Annotated in this window: 14 protein-coding genes; 10 read left to right on the top strand and 4 right to left on the bottom strand. The window is 58.7% G+C overall.

The features are described from left to right. Window positions 1-48 precede the first annotated feature (48 nt). Window positions 49-735 carry a GntR family transcriptional regulator gene (locus F8N80_RS18840; protein WP_150784443.1) on the bottom strand — a complete coding sequence of 229 codons (687 nt, stop codon included), beginning with the start codon at window positions 733-735 and terminating at the stop codon, window positions 49-51. A 265-nt stretch (window positions 736-1,000) separates the two neighbouring features. Here F8N80_RS18840 and F8N80_RS18835 point away from each other — a divergent pair, with 265 nt between their 5' ends. The 4 genes from F8N80_RS18835 (at window position 1,001) to F8N80_RS18820 (ending at window position 7,642) form a co-directional block, all read left to right on the top strand. After that, the gene (locus tag F8N80_RS18835) at window positions 1,001-2,653 is read left to right on the top strand and encodes a DUF1302 domain-containing protein (RefSeq protein ID WP_150784442.1); all 1,653 of its coding nucleotides are present in this window, start codon (window positions 1,001-1,003) and stop codon (window positions 2,651-2,653) included. A 24-nt stretch (window positions 2,654-2,677) separates the two neighbouring features. Continuing rightward, window positions 2,678-4,030, top strand: a complete 1,353-nt coding sequence (locus F8N80_RS18830) for a DUF1329 domain-containing protein (protein ID WP_150745229.1) — start codon at window positions 2,678-2,680, stop codon at window positions 4,028-4,030. Between the two features lie 88 nt (window positions 4,031-4,118). Then, window positions 4,119-5,243, top strand: coding sequence for a WD40/YVTN/BNR-like repeat-containing protein (locus F8N80_RS18825; RefSeq protein ID WP_150784441.1), 1,125 nt, complete (start codon window positions 4,119-4,121; stop codon window positions 5,241-5,243). After that, on the top strand, window positions 5,240-7,642 hold the full coding sequence (locus tag F8N80_RS18820) for an efflux RND transporter permease subunit (RefSeq protein WP_150784440.1): 2,403 nt from the start codon (window positions 5,240-5,242) through the stop codon (window positions 7,640-7,642). The genes F8N80_RS18825 and F8N80_RS18820 overlap by 4 nt, the downstream gene beginning before the upstream one ends. Before the next feature lie 221 nt (window positions 7,643-7,863). Here F8N80_RS18820 and F8N80_RS18815 read toward each other — a convergent pair whose 3' ends face one another. Further along, window positions 7,864-8,619 carry an SDR family oxidoreductase gene (locus F8N80_RS18815; RefSeq protein ID WP_150784439.1) on the bottom strand — a complete coding sequence of 252 codons (756 nt, stop codon included), beginning with the start codon at window positions 8,617-8,619 and terminating at the stop codon, window positions 7,864-7,866. 200 nt (window positions 8,620-8,819) lie between these two features. Between F8N80_RS18815 and F8N80_RS18810 the strand changes: the two genes are divergently transcribed. Next, window positions 8,820-9,389 carry a YceI family protein gene (locus F8N80_RS18810; protein WP_150784438.1) on the top strand — a complete coding sequence of 190 codons (570 nt, stop codon included), beginning with the start codon at window positions 8,820-8,822 and terminating at the stop codon, window positions 9,387-9,389. A 42-nt stretch (window positions 9,390-9,431) separates the two neighbouring features. Here the strand turns inward: F8N80_RS18810 and F8N80_RS18805 are convergent, their stop codons facing one another. Next, window positions 9,432-10,037: a M15 family metallopeptidase gene (locus F8N80_RS18805; RefSeq protein ID WP_150745224.1), complete on the bottom strand. Its 606-nt coding sequence runs from the start codon at window positions 10,035-10,037 to the stop codon at window positions 9,432-9,434. Between the two features lie 518 nt (window positions 10,038-10,555). Between F8N80_RS18805 and F8N80_RS18800 the strand changes: the two genes are divergently transcribed. Further along, window positions 10,556-11,248: a GNAT family N-acetyltransferase gene (locus F8N80_RS18800; protein WP_150745220.1), complete on the top strand. Its 693-nt coding sequence runs from the start codon at window positions 10,556-10,558 to the stop codon at window positions 11,246-11,248. Window positions 11,249-11,618: 370 nt separating this feature from the next. On the opposite strand, the gene F8N80_RS18795 is transcribed toward F8N80_RS18800, so the two are convergent. Continuing rightward, window positions 11,619-12,560 (bottom strand): class I SAM-dependent methyltransferase, encoded by a 942-nt coding sequence (locus F8N80_RS18795; RefSeq protein ID WP_150784437.1) that lies wholly within the window; start codon window positions 12,558-12,560, stop codon window positions 11,619-11,621. Window positions 12,561-12,727: 167 nt separating this feature from the next. On the opposite strand from F8N80_RS18795, the gene F8N80_RS18790 reads away from it, so the two are divergent. The 4 genes from F8N80_RS18790 to F8N80_RS18775 all read left to right on the top strand — a co-directional run bounded on the left by F8N80_RS18790 (window position 12,728) and on the right by F8N80_RS18775 (window position 15,038). After that, window positions 12,728-13,336 carry a cytochrome b/b6 domain-containing protein gene (locus F8N80_RS18790; protein WP_150784436.1) on the top strand — a complete coding sequence of 203 codons (609 nt, stop codon included), beginning with the start codon at window positions 12,728-12,730 and terminating at the stop codon, window positions 13,334-13,336. Continuing rightward, window positions 13,333-14,118 (top strand): molybdopterin-dependent oxidoreductase, encoded by a 786-nt coding sequence (locus tag F8N80_RS18785; protein ID WP_150784435.1) that lies wholly within the window; start codon window positions 13,333-13,335, stop codon window positions 14,116-14,118. Before F8N80_RS18790 ends, F8N80_RS18785 begins: the two co-directional genes overlap by 4 nt. A 72-nt stretch (window positions 14,119-14,190) precedes the next feature. Beyond that, window positions 14,191-14,472, top strand: coding sequence for a pentapeptide MXKDX repeat protein (locus F8N80_RS18780; RefSeq protein ID WP_150784434.1), 282 nt, complete (start codon window positions 14,191-14,193; stop codon window positions 14,470-14,472). A 158-nt stretch (window positions 14,473-14,630) separates the two neighbouring features. Beyond that, complete coding sequence (locus F8N80_RS18775) at window positions 14,631-15,038, top strand: response regulator (RefSeq protein ID WP_150745215.1); 408 nt, start codon at window positions 14,631-14,633, stop codon at window positions 15,036-15,038. The last annotated feature ends 187 nt before the right edge of the window (window positions 15,039-15,225 follow it).

Here is a 15,225-nt window from a genome sequence, read left to right as displayed (position 1 = left end):
GAAAGCAGTGGCGAGGCGAAGGGCGTTTTTCCTGCCAATGCGAGGGATTTATTGAATCGTCGCCTGTTGGCGTTCGATCGCTTCGATGGTGCGCTCCAGCGTGTCCTGGATGTGATTGCGCAACAGCGTCACCGCCTGGTCGGAATCCCGTGCCAGCGCAGCTTCCATCAGGTCCTGATGCTCATTGCCCTTGTGCCGTTGCCGGATTCGCTGTTTGGCGGAAAAACGTCTGTAGCGCTCGGCCCGGTCAAATAGCGAGTCGATCATCTTCAGCATCAACGGCGATGGGCAGGCCGCGAATAACGCGAAGTGGAACCCCTTGTGCCGGTTGGACCACTCGTCATCGAGCACCAGCACGCCACTCCCGAGCTTTTTCTCGATCAGATTCAAGCGGTGAAACGCGCCCAGCACATCGGCTTCCCACGCGTCATCGCCGTATTTGATCGCATCACCCAGTGCCTCGCATTCGAGCAGACAGCGCATCCGCGTGATGTCGCGAAAGTCCGTGGTGGAAATCGGGGCCACCCTGAACCCCTTGTTGTCGCTGGCTTCGACGACGCCGTCCTGGGTCAGGCGATTGAGCGCCTCACGAATCGGCGAACTGCTGAGCCCGTAGGTCTTGGACAGTTCGGCGACCTTGAGTTTTTCGCCGGGGGCCAGCTCACAACAAACAATCGCTTTTTTCATCTTGGTCAACGCGACTTCGATCAGCGGACTGTTGGGGGAGGAAATCATGGTGGGCATCCTGAAATTTGCACTAAATGGATTTTATGCGCAAAAAGTTGTTTGGTGCAAATGTTCTTGACATTGAATTTGCGCAGGCTTATTTTTTGTGCACAAAGTGAGATTAAGTGCAGTAAAGGAAAAATTACGCATAAATAATCAGGCTGGCAGGAAGGGCAAGGAAGACGCTTCGAGCGATACGCAGCCCGGTGGTATTCGCAGCCAATGCGGCGAATGGATGACCTTTTTACAAAAACAAAAAAACAGGAACATCTTCATGAAAACAGCCAACCAGCGGCTCTGCCCGTTGCCGGTTTCCAGCATCGCCTGCACCGTCAGTGCAACGGTGTTGTTGAGCCTCTCGACGCCCACGCATGCCTTCCCGATCGACACCGGCAACCCTGATCTGTCGGCGACCTGGGACAACACGATCAAGTACAGCAACGCCTGGCGCGTGAACACACTCGATCACAAAGTCGCGGTCGGTCCTGGCACCTCCAACAGCAATCCCAACCTGGACGACGGTGACCGCAATTTTGATCGCGGGCTCATCTCCAATCGCCTGGATGTCATGTCCGAATTCGACATCAAGTACAAAGACGTCGGTGCCCGTCTCAGCGCCGCCTCCTGGTACGACGATGTCTACAGCCATGACAACGACAACGACTCACCCGGTACCGCCAACTCGTTGAGTGTCGAGCACGACGAGTTCACCAGCGACACCCGGCGCATCCACGAACAGCACACCGAAATTCTCGATGCCTTTGTCTATGGCTCCAGGGAAATCGGTACCACCTCGTTGTCCGGACGACTCGGCCAGTTCACCCAGATCTATGGCGAAAGCCTGTTCTTCGGCGCCAACGGCATCGCCAATGCACAGTCCACCGTCGACCTGGTGAAGCTGCAATCGGTACCGAGCTCCCAGTTCAAGGAAATCCTGATGCCCACCCAGCAGGTGTCCGGCAACTGGCAGCTGAACGATACGGTCAGCGTCGGCGCCTACTACCAGTTCGAGTGGAACAAGACACGCCTTCCCGCGGCTGGCAGCTACTTCAGCGGCGCGGATTTTGTCGGCGAAGGCGGGGAGCGGGTGTTCTTCCCTACCGGTGAACTGCGTCACGGCAAGGACATCGATGCCAGGGATTCAGGGCAGTTTGGCGCGCAACTGAAATTCGCGGTCGAGGACTGGGAGTTCGGCCTGTACGCCGCGAAGTACCACGAAAAGACCCCGGTGTTCTACTTCCGTCCGGCCGCGCTGGTCCCTGGTGCCGATGACACCTTCGTCAACGTGTATCCCGAGGACGTCAAGGTCTTTGGCGCGAGTTTCAGCACCCTGGTCGGCGAAGCCAACATCGCCGGTGAAACCTCGATCCGGATCGATACGCCGTTGGCGGGCGTCGGCGGCACGATCATTACCGGTCTGGATTCGGACAACGATTCCAACCCGGCATACCCCATTGGCCGCTCGTGGCATGCCCAGGTGTCGATGGTCAATGTCTACGGCGGATCGGCGCTATGGGACGGTGCTTCGTTCGTCGGTGAGCTGGCGTTCAACCGACGGCTGAGCGTGACCAAAAATGCCGATCAGCTGGAGCCCAACTCCACGCGCGATGCTTTTGCGCTGCGCTTCACCTTCGAACCGCAGTACTTCCAGGTGTTCCCTGGCATCGACGTCCAGGCCCCGATCACCGTGGGTTACAACCCGTCCGGGCGCTCTTCGGTCACGCCCCAGGCATTCGGCCCGGAACACGGCGGGGACCTGACATTGGGCCTCAAGGCCGATTACAAGAAACAGTGGTACGCCTCGCTGACCTACACCAACTTTTTCGGTGAGGCCGGGCCGGTCATCAACACCTCCAACTCGTACACCTACCAGCAAAACATGAAGGACCGGGACTTCGTGGCGTTCTCGATCCAGCGAACCTTTTAAGCAAAGAACAGGCGGGCCCTGATAATGACAAAAATTAAACTGCTGTTGCTTTCCACCCTGTCGATCTCCTTGTGCGCCAACAGCGCATTCGCGGCGGTAAGCCCTGACGAGGCGGCGAAGCTCAAGACCACCTTGACCCCCCTGGGGGCTGAAAAGGCCGGCAATGCCGATGGCTCGATTCCGGCCTGGACGGGCGGGTTGACCAAGAACGTGACCGGGGCCAAATTTGGCGATGTGCCGGCCGATCCGTTCCCTGGTGAAAAACCGCTGTTGCAGATCACCGCGAAGAACGCGGCGCAGTACGCGGATAAGTTGAACGAAGGGACCAAGGCCCTGCTGGCCAAATATCCCGACACCTTCCACCTCGATGTGTACCCGACCCATCGAACAGCCGCGGCCCCCGATAGCGTTTATCAGAACACCTTTGCCAACGCGACCCGGTGCAAGACCACCAGTAATGGCTTGTCGGTGGAGGGCTGTTACGGCGGGATTCCGTTCCCGATCCCTAAAACCGGGAATGAGGTCATCTGGAATTTCCTGCTGCGGGTCGAGGCCGAATCCATCCAGATGGGCTACGCCAATATCATTGGCAATGCGGATGGCACCCGCACCCTGGCCAGCCGTGGCGTCGAGAACTGGCAGTACCCGTACTACTTCAAGGACGGCGCCGTGGACAAATGGTCGGGGCAGTATGCGCTGTTGCGTTTCCTGACCAACGAACCACCGTTCAAGGCCGGCGAGTCCCTGGTGACGCACGACAGCATCAACGCACAGGAACCGCGGGAAGCCTGGCAGTACCTGGTTGGCCAACGTCGCGTGCGCCGCGCGCCGACCGTGGGTTATGACACCCCGGACTTCGTGGCGTCCGGTGCCAACTACTTCGATGAGGTGCATGGCTTCATCGGCCATCCGGATCGTTATGACTGGAAACTGGTCGGCAAGAAAGAGCTGTACATCCCGTACAACGACAACACATTCAACGCCGAAAAACGCGAGGATGCCTTTGTCGCCAACCACCTCAATCCGGACAAGGTGCGCTGGGAACTGCATCGCGTCTGGGAGCTGGAAGCCACGGTCGCCCCGGGCAAACGCCATGCCGTGCCCAAGCGCAAATTCTTCATCGATGAAGACAGCTGGACGGTGTCGCTGGTCGATGGCTACGACGCCGAGGGCAAATTGTGGCGCGTGTCCCAGGTGCTGCCATTCGTAGTGCCTTCGATCCCGGCGGTCGTGGTGAAACCGGTGGTGATCTACAACCTGCAAGCCAAGACCTACAGCGTCGTGCAGAGCCTCAACGGCGAAACCTACAGCGTCATACCGCGCAAGCCCGAGAACTTCTTTACCGGTAACTCGGTAGCGTCCGGGTCGGTGCGCTGAGCCTCGCAACCGCTTGTTCAACCTTGTGTTCCATGGACGTCGTGGCATTGACGCGGCGTCCACTGCACCGCTTCATCGAGGCTCGAAAATGCGTATTCAAACTCCCAGGTTTTTACATCGGCATCCGTTCAAGGCGTTGATGCTCAGCGTGTCGATCATGACGGTGCTTGCCGGCCCGGCTGTGGCGGCACCCACCGATGGCCTGCCGCTGCAACCATCGATCATCAGCGCCATGGCGGTGCAGTCAGTGATGCTCAGCGTTGCAAGGGCAGGGCAACGCCTCGTCGCCGTGGGCGAACGAGGGTTCATCATTGTCTCGGATGACAATGGCGGCACCTGGCAGCAAGTCAGTTCCCCCGTCAGCATGACCCTGGTCAAGGTTCGCTTCATCGACGATCGCGAAGGCTGGGCGGTCGGGCATGCCGGGGTGGTCCTGCACAGTCAGGATGGTGGGCTGAGCTGGAACAAACAGCTTGATGGCGTCCAGGCGGCCGAGATCGAACTGCAGGAAGCCAGGCATGCCCTGGAAAACGCCGACGATGCAGAAAAAGCCCGGGAGCGTCTCTCTCAAGCACAACAACTGGTGGACGATGGCCCCGATAAACCGCTGCTCGACCTGCTGTTCCTCGACGCCAAAAACGGGCTGGTGGTAGGCGCTTACGGTCTGGCGTTTGTTACCCATGATGGCGGGCTCAGCTGGCAATCGATCCGGTCGCGTATCGATAACCCCAACGGCTTGCACCTCTACAGCATCGAGCGGGCAGGGGCGGATCTGTTCGTCGCCGGCGAACAGGGCACGCTGCTGCGCTCCAGTGACGAGGGCCAGACCTTCGAGTCGCTGACGTCCCCTTATGAGGGCACGACCTTCGGACTGCAGGCGACCAGCAGCGGTTCGGTCCTGGCGTTCGGGCTGCGTGGCAAGGCTTTCGAATCCAGGGATCGCGGCGAGACCTGGCAACGCCTCGACACCTTGCAACCCGTCACCCTGACCAGTGGCCTGCGGCTTGACGATGGCTCGGTACTGCTCACGGACGAGTCAGGCCGGGTGCTGCGTTTTACCGACGGCGCCAGCACAGCGTCGGTCCTTCCCGTGACTCAACCCGGTTACTTCACCGGCATGGCACAAGCCGCAAACGGCGACCTGATCATCAGCAGTGCACGGGGCATGCTGTCGTCCGCAGTTGCAGTGCAATCGTCGGAGCACGATCAATGAACAGCTTTACTCGCACTGCCGAGCATCACACCGTCCCTGATACCCACACTTTCGATCCTTCTTCCGGCACCCTGGTCGAACGGCTGTTGTTCAATCACCGGCGTATCATTCTGGGCATCTGTATCGTGCTCAGCCTGATGCTCGGCTATCAGGCGCTGGGGTTGAAACTCAATGCCGCCTTCGAAAAAATGATCCCGACGGATCACCCCTATGTGCAGAACTACCTGAAGAATCGCGGCCAGCTGGGGGAAGGGGGCAATACCCTGCGGATTGCGATCGAGGCCAGGCAGGGCAGCATTTTTGATGCGGCGTACCTGGAGACGGTCAAGAAAATCAACGACGAGGTATTTTTGCTCCCCGGCGTCGACCGCTCATACATGAAGTCCCTGTGGACGCCGGCGACCCGCTGGATCGGCGTGACGGAAGAGGGGTTCGACGGCGGTCCGGTCATCCCCGACAACTACGATGGCTCTGTCGCCAGCCTGGAGCAGGTTCGGCAAAACGTCGAACGTTCGGGCGAGGTCGGCCGACTGGTCGCCGCCAACTTCAAGTCCAGCATCGTGCTGCTGCCCCTTCAGGAAACCGCATCCGACGACGGCCAGCCGCTCGACTACAACCTGCTCTCCAGTCAGCTCGAACAGATACGGGCCAAGTATGAAACCGACAACATCAAGATCCACATCACCGGCTTTGCCAAGGTGGTGGGTGACTTGATCGATGGCATGCGCCAGATGCAGCTGTTCTTCGCCGCGACCTTGGTGATCTGCGGCATCGTGTTGTTCTGGTACACCCGTTGCGTGCGCAGCACTTTGCTGGTGTTGCTGTGCTCGATCATCGCTGTGGTCTGGTTGCTTGGGTTGTTGCCCACCCTGGGCTTTGACCTCGACCCGTACTCGATCCTGGTGCCGTTCCTGGTGTTTGCCATCGGCTTGAGCCATGGCGCGCAGAAGATGAACGGGATCATGCAGGACATCGGGCGTGGAGCCGACAAACTCGTGGCGGCACGCTTCACCTTTCGCCGGCTGTTCTTGACCGGGCTGATGGCCCTGGTGGCCGACGCCGTGGGTTTCGCGGTGTTGATGATCATCAAGATTCCGGTGATCCAGGACCTGGCCGTCGCCGCGACGCTTGGCGTGCTGACCTTGATTTTCACCAACCTGATTCTGTTGCCGATCCTGTTGTCGTACACCGGTGTCAGCAAAGCGGCGGCGCTACGTGAAGCGGCCAACGACAAGTTCTCGCAGCTGGATGCGCAACATGCCCGGCACCCGTTCTGGGCTTTTCTCGATCGGTTCACCGAACGCAAATGGGCCAGCGGTGCAATCATCATCGCAGTGATTCTGGGGGTGGCCGGTTTTGCCGTCAGCCTGCACGTGAAGATCGGTGACCTGAATCCCGGGGCACCGGAACTGCGTGCGGAGTCGCGCTACAACAGCGACAACCGGTTTATGGTCAGCAACTTTTCCGCCAGCAGCGACAAGTATGTGGTGATGGTGAAAACGCCGCAGTACTACTGCGCCAATTACCAGACACTGGTGTCGGTCGATGCGCTGGAGGCGCAGCTTCAACAGTTGCCCGGGGTGGTGTCCACGACCTCATTGGCGGCGCTGAGCAAGCAGGCTGCCGCGGGCATGAATGAAGGCAGCATGACCTGGTACGAGATCCCCCGTAACCAGGGGCTGTTGAATGCGATCATCACCCGCGCGCCGCGCGAGCTGTTCAACCAGAACTGTGATCTGCTGACGGTGTATGTCTACCTCAAGGACCACAAGGCGGACACGCTCACCCGTGTGGTGCAGACCGTCGAACAGTTCGCGGCGACCCACAATACCGATCAGATCCAGTTCCTCAACGCAGCGGGCAATGCCGGGATCGAAGCGGCCACCAACATCGTCGTGAAACGTTCGAACGTGCAGATGCTGTTCATGGTGTACGCGGCCGTCATCGCCCTGTGCTTCATCACCTTCAGATCCTGGCGCGCGGTGGTGTGCACGGTGCTGCCGCTGATGCTGACCTCGATTTTGTGCGAGGCCTTGATGGTGGGGCTGAACATCGGGGTCAAGGTGGCGACGCTGCCGGTGATCGCGTTGGGGGTGGGCATCGGTGTGGACTACGCGCTGTACATCCTCAGCGTGACACTCACCAACCTGCGCAATGGCTCAAGCCTGTCCGATGCCTACTACCTGGCCCTGCTTTCCACGGGGAAAGTAGTGGTGATGACCGGGATAACGCTGGGCATTGCGGTACTGACCTGGGTGCTGTCGCCGATCAAGTTCCAGGCGGACATGGGCATCCTGCTGGGGTTCATGTTCATCTGGAACATGGTGGGGGCGCTGGTACTGGTTCCGGCACTGGCGCACTTTCTGCTGAAGCCAAAGCCCTTGCCTGTGAACGGGTGATAGCTGCCAATCGACCCAATGTTGGTGGGGCCGCCGCTCATGGGGCGGCCTGTTTTTTGTCCGCTTGAAAGAGATGGCGTGCTGGGAGCCTGCTCGTGAAGAGGGAGTATCAGTCGACATTGATGTGTCCGACGCAGCGCTTTCGTCGGAACGCCGCCCGGAGCCGGCTCGCTCCCACAAGGGATCAAGCTAGCTCCCTCGCCACAGGGTTATTCGCCGAATCAGGTATGCGACGTACTCCGAAGCCAGCTTTCAAACCGCGTCGCCCCGAGCAGCGGATTCTCTCCCGGTGTCAGTGACTGGTCGTTGACCGGCGCACCGAAGTACGGAACGGTATCGTCCGAAACCGTCTGGCGCGGATCCTTGATGTGTTGCAGATACTCACTGACGAATTCCACCAGCGGTCGGCGCTCGGGACCGGCCACCTCCACCGTCTGGTTGCTCGGCATTTTCAAGGCGATATCGGTCAGTGCGGCCGCCACGTCGATCGAGGCCACCGGTTGCAACGCGGCGCAGGTCAGGTGGATGGTGTCGCCGTCCTCGCGACCCGAGAAGGCAATGGCACTGATGAACTCGAAGAACTGCGTGGCGCGCAGGATGGTGTAGGGAACGCCTGATGCCTTGATCAGTTTTTCCTGGGCCATCTTCGCCCTGAAGTAGCCGCTGTCGAGCATCCGTTCGGTACCGACAACGCCCAGCGCGACATGGTGTTTGACGCCGTTGACTTTCTCCGCCGCCAACAGGTTGTTCCCGGCCGTTTCGAAAAAGTGCAACGCCGCGTGGTCTTCGAACGAGGGCGAATTGGCCACGTCGACCACCACGTCGGCATTGTTCAGCGCATCGAGCAGTCCTGCACCACTGATGATATTGACGCCGGTACTCGGTGACGCCGCCAGGGTTTCATGCCCCAGCGCCTGCAGGTTTTTGCACAGTTGGCTGCCGATCAGGCCAGTGCCGCCGATGACGACGATTTTCATGGTCGGTTTTCCGTTGTGGTGAGCTTTCATTAAACACCCGCTTGGCGGCAGCGTCGGGCGTGTCATTGAGTGGAGCGACAGGTGGTCGGAAGTCCGCGCGCCAAGTGGAATAAACCGCGATTCTTTGCTTTAGTCCACCTGTGGTTGGCCGGTGCGCCCAGCCCCCCCAATGCAGCGGGAAGCCCTGACGGAAGAATCCCATGAGCCCTCGATTTTCACCTTCCGCAGCCTGGGTTGCCGCACTCGCATTCGCTGCCGTGTCCTGCGTCGAAGCCGCCGAATATACTCAGGTCAATACGACCGCCAGCACCATCTCTTTCACCTATAAGCAGTTCACCTCACGGGCCTACGGCACCTTTGGCAAGTTCCAGGCCACCCTCGATTTCGACACGGACAATCCCGCCGCCGCGCACGCTGCACTGAGCATCGACCTCGACAGCATCGACGCCGGCAGCAGCGATGCCAACGAAGAGCTGCAGAAACCCGCATGGTTCGACACAGCGAGTTACCCGGTGGCGACATTTGAGTCGAGCGGCGTGAAAGCACTGGGCAACGATCGCTACCTGATCACCGGCAAACTCACGCTCAGGGGGATGACGCGCGTGGTGGAGGTGCCGGTACAGCTCAAGGCAGACAACGCCATCGGCATCTTCGATGGCCAGCTGACGGTCAAACGCAGCGACTTCAACATTGGCGAAGGCGAATGGGCCGATGGGGTGGTTTCCAACGATATCAACATCAGGTTTCGCATGGTTGCGCCACAGCAGTAGGGTCAGTGCGCCCATGTCGTGGGATAGTGGATTTCGATCACGCTAGACAAAGACCTCCTGCCGGTCGGTTTTGCGTTTTCTGAGCGCAGCCAGCATATCTCTTTCGGTCAATCCCGTTGCCCAGGAAGGGCGCAGTTGATAGTGGGGCTCATCCTGAAAGCTTTTCCAGTTTCCGCCCCACTCCAGGCCCAGGTCCATCGCCAATACCCCGACGGCTTTGTACTTGGGCGAGTTGCCAAGGTACTTGCCACCCTCAAAGATACCGATATCGAACGCAATGCCGAAGTTATGGTTGGATTGCCCACCTTTGGCATTGGTGACCGACGGGCCATTGTCAGGCCGACCTTTGGCGTAAAGCGCGTCCTGCTCTTCGTATGTTCTCAGTCCGCTGATGATCTTGATGGTTATGCCATTGAGTCTGGCTTTCTGTATGAGCGCAATGGCATAGGGGCGCACTTCAGGCAGCAAGGAGTCGATGTTCTTTTTACTTTTGGGGTCCAGGTCAGAGGTGGAATCATCGGCCAGCGAGACGGCTTGATCAGGAACCAGGCGTTTGGCAATGGCTATCCAGGTTTGCGGCCCGGGTTTACCGTCGACGTCGACGCCGACAGCGGCTTGAACGGCACAGATCAGCTGTTGAATGTCCATTGCTCTGTTCCTGCACTGTGGATGTTAACTAAGTGTTACAGGGATTGTTAGTGTGAGTTTACAGTTCTGCAATAAATTTTGTGTCGGTAATTAGTTAAACGGTAGATGCTATGGTGGGAATGATCAACTTGTCTGGGGTGATATAAGTTGTATCGTTGCTATTACATATCTGTAACGCCGTCGTATCAGTTGTCAGTGAGTTCAGATTTTATCGTTGTTGTGTGTTGCTGATATTGACAGTAACTCGCGGCACGCCTCGCACAAGTGAAACACTGAGAAACCTCTTGCTCAACCCTCCAAATCGTCGTCCTTTCTGATCGTTCCCAAGCCCTGCGTTACTAGTGTCCGTTTAAAACTGCAGCCTAGAGCTGTGAACATGACCGGGCACTAGTGACGCAGGGCGTGGGAGCGATCATGCCAACGCAGAGTACTTTTGCGAGTAACCCGTCTCGGCACGTTATGATAGGCAGCCGCGCGATCAACGCTTCACACATCCGCCCCCGGAGTCAGCCCCTGCAATGCCCCAGATCACCCATTACCAAGCCCCATGCCCAGAACCGGTCAACAGCCAGATCCTGCAGATGGTCGTCGACTACCTGACCGACATCAGCATGGTCGCGATCCCGCCGAGCAACCTGTTGTACAACCTCTATCAGTACGCGATCGGCTACGAGGTTCATCTCTATCTGGAGGCCTTGAACGGGGCGAAAGGGATTGCCGTGGAGTTGTTGGTTGCGACCGACGATGACGATCCGGAAAAGGTTGTTGGCTTTTTGCTGTACCTGCCGGTGAAGGACGATCCGGAGGCGTGTGGCGTGGCGTATATGGCGGTGCACGCAAGCCATCGGCGTCAGGGCATTGCCCGGCGGATGGTGCGGGAAATGGTTGGCCGTTATCCCCATGCCGAGCTGACCTGCGCGGTGGCCAAGGTGCCGTATTTTGAGTCGATGGGCTTTCAGGTAATGGGCGTGCGCGGTACTCAGGTGCTGATGAACACCCGCGACCATGGCAGTGATGGCTTGATGGGGCTGTTGGACGTGGCCTCGATCTACAGCTCGCTGGAGGTGCGGCAGATTCATACGTACCTGCTGCAGAAACACGGCAAGCGGGCGATGGTCGATGCGGAAAAGCAGCGGGATCGGCATCTGGACCAGATGACGCGCAAGGCGCATGAGTGTGTGCGCGAGCGTTTGGGGGAAGGGGGGCGTTAACACCATCCTTCCAGGCAATTTGATCATATGTGGGAGCTGTGTTGGCTACTGGATCGAATTCGACCAGACGCACAAAGCCCGGCCAAAATGCCGGGCTTTTTCTTGTCTGGGTTTCGTACAGTTAAAAAAGAGCCTCAACGCTCTTTGATGGGGAGGTAGAAGAGCCCTTGAGGCTCAAGATGCGCATGAAGCAAGTGGTGAGCTTGATAGGGGTTCAGTGCACCCACCACTTACGCAACGGCTTGAGCAAACAAGCGGCTGCGCATAAATATCGTAGAAAGGTGGGGTGTTCCACTCAAGTACCACTAGTCGCATCGGCTTGAGTTGCAGGGTTGCCCTGCAACATAAAATCTCCCACCAACAGCGGGACTCAATCCCCCAGCTTGAACACCAACGCCTTCAACCCGCACTCGACATCCGCATCCGCAAACTCCGGCGGATTCTCCAGCCGTTGCTCGAAGCGCAGGCTCGGCGCTTCACGCATGACGCCCTCGATCAGGAAATCCGCCCCGAACGCCGGGTCGTTCATGCAGGCCAGCACCGTCCCCTCAGGGCGGAGCAGTTCCGGCAGCCGACGCAGCACTCGCTGATAGTCCTTGGTCAGCAGAAAACTGCCTTTCTGAAAGGACGGCGGGTCGATGATCACCAGGTCGTACGGCCCTTTGCCGATGACCTTGCCCCAGGACTTGAACAGGTCGTGGCCCAGAAACGTCACCTTGCCCAGGTCATGCCCGTTCAGTCGGTGATTGTCACGACCACGGCTCAGTGCCTGGCTGGACATGTCCAGGTTGACCACGTGTTCGGCGCCACCTTCGATCGCCGCCACCGAGAAGCCGCACGTGTAGGCAAACAGATTCAACACGCGCTTGCCCTGGGCATTGGCACGCACCCAATCGCGACCGTAGCGCATGTCGAGGAACAGGCCGGTGTTCTGTTTGCGCCCAAGGTCGACGCGATAACGCAGGCCGCCCTCGGTGATGGTCATGTCCTCGATCGCCTCCCCGAGCAGCCACTCGGTGGTGCTTTGCAGCAGGTAGCGATGCTGCAGCGCCAGGGTATGCGCACCGGATGTCGCCCATTCAGGCGACTGAGTGACTTGCAGCAGCCGCTGTTTCAACGCCTCCAGTTGTGCCGCTTCGGGCTCCTTGAACAGCGACACCAGCACCACACCCTGCAACCAGTCGACCGTCAATTGCTCCAGCCCCGGCCAGCATCGACCACGGCCGTGGAATAGCCGGCGGGTTTCTTTCGGGGCGGCTGCCAGGGCCTTCAGCAAATGATCCTGGAGGGTAAAGAGGGCATCTGAGTTCATCGGGCAGGGTCGGCAATTGGAGGGGGGCGGCATTTTAACCACAGTTGCGGCGGGACGCTCGCTGTAAGGCGTCGCGAGTTATCACGTTTAATTTAACTTTACGTGAGGATTTGGCGATCTGTCGGCTCACATACTTGGCTCTAACGATCAACCGCCGGGAACGCATCATGTCGTCGCTACCTGCTTCATCCCATCCTCGCTGGCTACGCCTGACCCATTGGCTCAATGCCCTGGCGGTGCTGGTCATGGTCACCAGCGGTTGGCGAATCTACAACGCGTCGCCGCTTTACGATTTCAGTTTTCCCAATTCGATCACCCTCGGCGGCTGGCTAGCCGGCGCGCTGCAATGGCACTTTGCGGCGATGTGGTTTCTCGTCATCAACGGTCTTGTCTACCTGATCATCAACCTCTTCAGTGGTCGTCTGAAACGACGCTTTTTCCCCGTCTCACCCAAAGGTGTCCTGCATGACCTGTGGGCCGCGTTGCGCGGGCGGTTGGGGCATGCCGACCTGAGTCATTACAACCAGGTGCAGCGGTTCGCGTACCTGTTCGTGATGGTCGATATCACGCTGTTGGTGATCTCCGGACTGGTGTTGTGGAAGTCGGTGCAGTTCCCGTTGTTGCGTGAACTGCTGGGTGGCTACGAGGCGGCGCGGCATGTGCACTTCATCGCGATGTCGCTGTTGGTGGCGTTCGTGGCAGTGCATCTGGTGATGGTTGCGCTGGTTCCGAAAACGTTGTGGGCCATGATTGTCGGTCGCAAGGAGCCCGTATGAAAAAGCGTATCCAGGGCTCGGGGCTGGACGAGTCGTCCATCCTGACCGACGCCCGAAAAATAATTGCACCGCAGATCGAGGATCGTTCCCGTCGCACCTTCCTGATGCGCGGCCTGACCCTCGGCGGCGTGGCCATGTTGTCCGGCTGCAACCTGACCGATAACGACAGCGTCGAGACCGCCCTGTCCTTCATGTCCCGGTTCAACGATCGGGTGCAAGGCTGGCTGTTCAACCCTAACGCACTGGCGCCCACCTACCCTGAGTCGACGATCACCCGGCCATTTCCCTTCAATGCCTTCTACGGCATCGATGAGGCACCGACGGTGGAGGAGCAGAGCTATCGGCTGGAAGTGACCGGACTGGTCGCCGACAAGCGCAGCTGGCGCCTCGAAGAACTGCGCGCCATGGCGCAGACCGAGCAGATCACCCGGCACATTTGCGTCGAAGGCTGGAGCGCGATCGGGCGCTGGGGCGGCGTGCGCTTCAGCGACTTCCTCAAACGCATCGGCGCGGACACCGATGCCAAATATGTCGGCTTCAAATGCGCCGACGACTATTACACCAGCATCGACATGGCCACCGCGCTGCATTCGCAAACCCTGTTGGCGCTGACCTATGACGGCGCGGTACTGCCTCGCGAGTACGGCTTCCCGATGAAGCTGCGCATGCCCACCAAGCTGGGCTACAAGAACCCCAAACACATTCAGGCGATTTTCGTCAGCAATACCTACAGCGGCGGCTACTGGGAAGACCAGGGCTACAACTGGTTCGGTGGCAGCTGACGGCGCCCGGCAGTTTTATTGCGCAGCGCACGCTGCGTTCATTCGCGACCTGTAGTTCAAAGGAGTTTCACCATGAAAATGTTAACCACCGCAGTACTGTCGATGTGCCTGGCAATGGGCGCGGCCAGCGTGTTTGCTGCCGATGCCATGAGTAACGACAGCATGAGCAAGGATTCGATGTCCAAGGACGCCATGCACAAAGACACGATGAAAAAGGACGCCATGTCCAAGGATTCAATGAGTAAGGACGCGATGAAAAAAGACAGCATGTCCAAGGATTCCATGAGCAAGGACGCCATGAAAAAAGACCCCATGTCCAAGGACGCCATGAACAAGGACGGCATGGCACAGTAATTCGAACATTGTTATTCACGGGCTATGGCTTGTAGCCCTCTCGAATTTTGTCGCTTGCCTGTATCAAAAATGAATTTCCGCCGAGTCCGCTGCTCATACCTTTAAGCAGCGGATTTCAGACCGCGAAATCATCTACGCAATCAGGGAGTGGCACAGTCATGAGTCCAGTATCGACGGCAGGCGAGTCGCTTTCTGGCGGGTTGATTCTTGTGGTTGAGGACGACCCGTTGATCCTGGAGTTTCTCTGTGAAATTCTTCAGGAGGAAGGGTTTGTGGTTCAACCACAGGCCAGTGCAGACGCCGCATCAGCCTATCTGGAGGGACATTCCAATGAGGTCCGTCTATTGCTCACGGACATCACCATGCCAGGCAAACTCAATGGCGCGGATCTGGCCAATCAATTCGGCGACCGCTGGCCGGAAAAGCCGATCATGATCATGTCCGGCTTCGAAACCCCCGAAACCTCCGGCGTGCGGCACCCGGTCTCGTTCATCAAGAAACCCTGGGCGCTCGGGCAATTGCTCGATTGCGTGCAAAGCGCATTGTCGAACCGGCCGCCTGTGTAATTGGATGGACTCGCCCACGCCGAGGCGTCAATGCGCCACGGTGGCAGTCTAAACAGCCATCGACAGCGAGGGCGAGTCCATGAAAAAGCATACTTCGATTGATCAATCATTGTCTTCTGCCGATTTGTCGGCCTGCACTACCGTGGCGGTCGACCTGGCCAAGCATGTTTTCCAGCTGGCCGGCGAA

The sequence above is a fragment of the Pseudomonas fluorescens genome, from assembly GCF_902497995.1.
GTDB lineage: Bacteria > Pseudomonadota > Gammaproteobacteria > Pseudomonadales > Pseudomonadaceae > Aquipseudomonas > Aquipseudomonas fluorescens_BK.
Note: the sequence above shows the minus strand (reverse complement) of the source record. Positions and strands in the feature narration are given on the sequence as shown.

Coding starts and splice junctions, on each gene's coding strand:
- F8N80_RS18840 (WP_150784443.1), bottom strand. CDS start 735: ATGATTTCCTCCCCCAACAGTCCGCTGATCGAAGTCGCGTTGACCAAG.
- F8N80_RS18835 (WP_150784442.1), top strand. CDS start 1,001: ATGAAAACAGCCAACCAGCGGCTCTGCCCGTTGCCGGTTTCCAGCATC.
- F8N80_RS18830 (WP_150745229.1), top strand. CDS start 2,678: ATGACAAAAATTAAACTGCTGTTGCTTTCCACCCTGTCGATCTCCTTG.
- F8N80_RS18825 (WP_150784441.1), top strand. CDS start 4,119: ATGCGTATTCAAACTCCCAGGTTTTTACATCGGCATCCGTTCAAGGCG.
- F8N80_RS18820 (WP_150784440.1), top strand. CDS start 5,240: ATGAACAGCTTTACTCGCACTGCCGAGCATCACACCGTCCCTGATACC.
- F8N80_RS18815 (WP_150784439.1), bottom strand. CDS start 8,619: ATGAAAATCGTCGTCATCGGCGGCACTGGCCTGATCGGCAGCCAACTG.
- F8N80_RS18810 (WP_150784438.1), top strand. CDS start 8,820: ATGAGCCCTCGATTTTCACCTTCCGCAGCCTGGGTTGCCGCACTCGCA.
- F8N80_RS18805 (WP_150745224.1), bottom strand. CDS start 10,037: ATGGACATTCAACAGCTGATCTGTGCCGTTCAAGCCGCTGTCGGCGTC.
- F8N80_RS18800 (WP_150745220.1), top strand. CDS start 10,556: ATGCCCCAGATCACCCATTACCAAGCCCCATGCCCAGAACCGGTCAAC.
- F8N80_RS18795 (WP_150784437.1), bottom strand. CDS start 12,560: ATGAACTCAGATGCCCTCTTTACCCTCCAGGATCATTTGCTGAAGGCC.
- F8N80_RS18790 (WP_150784436.1), top strand. CDS start 12,728: ATGTCGTCGCTACCTGCTTCATCCCATCCTCGCTGGCTACGCCTGACC.
- F8N80_RS18785 (WP_150784435.1), top strand. CDS start 13,333: ATGAAAAAGCGTATCCAGGGCTCGGGGCTGGACGAGTCGTCCATCCTG.
- F8N80_RS18780 (WP_150784434.1), top strand. CDS start 14,191: ATGAAAATGTTAACCACCGCAGTACTGTCGATGTGCCTGGCAATGGGC.
- F8N80_RS18775 (WP_150745215.1), top strand. CDS start 14,631: ATGAGTCCAGTATCGACGGCAGGCGAGTCGCTTTCTGGCGGGTTGATT.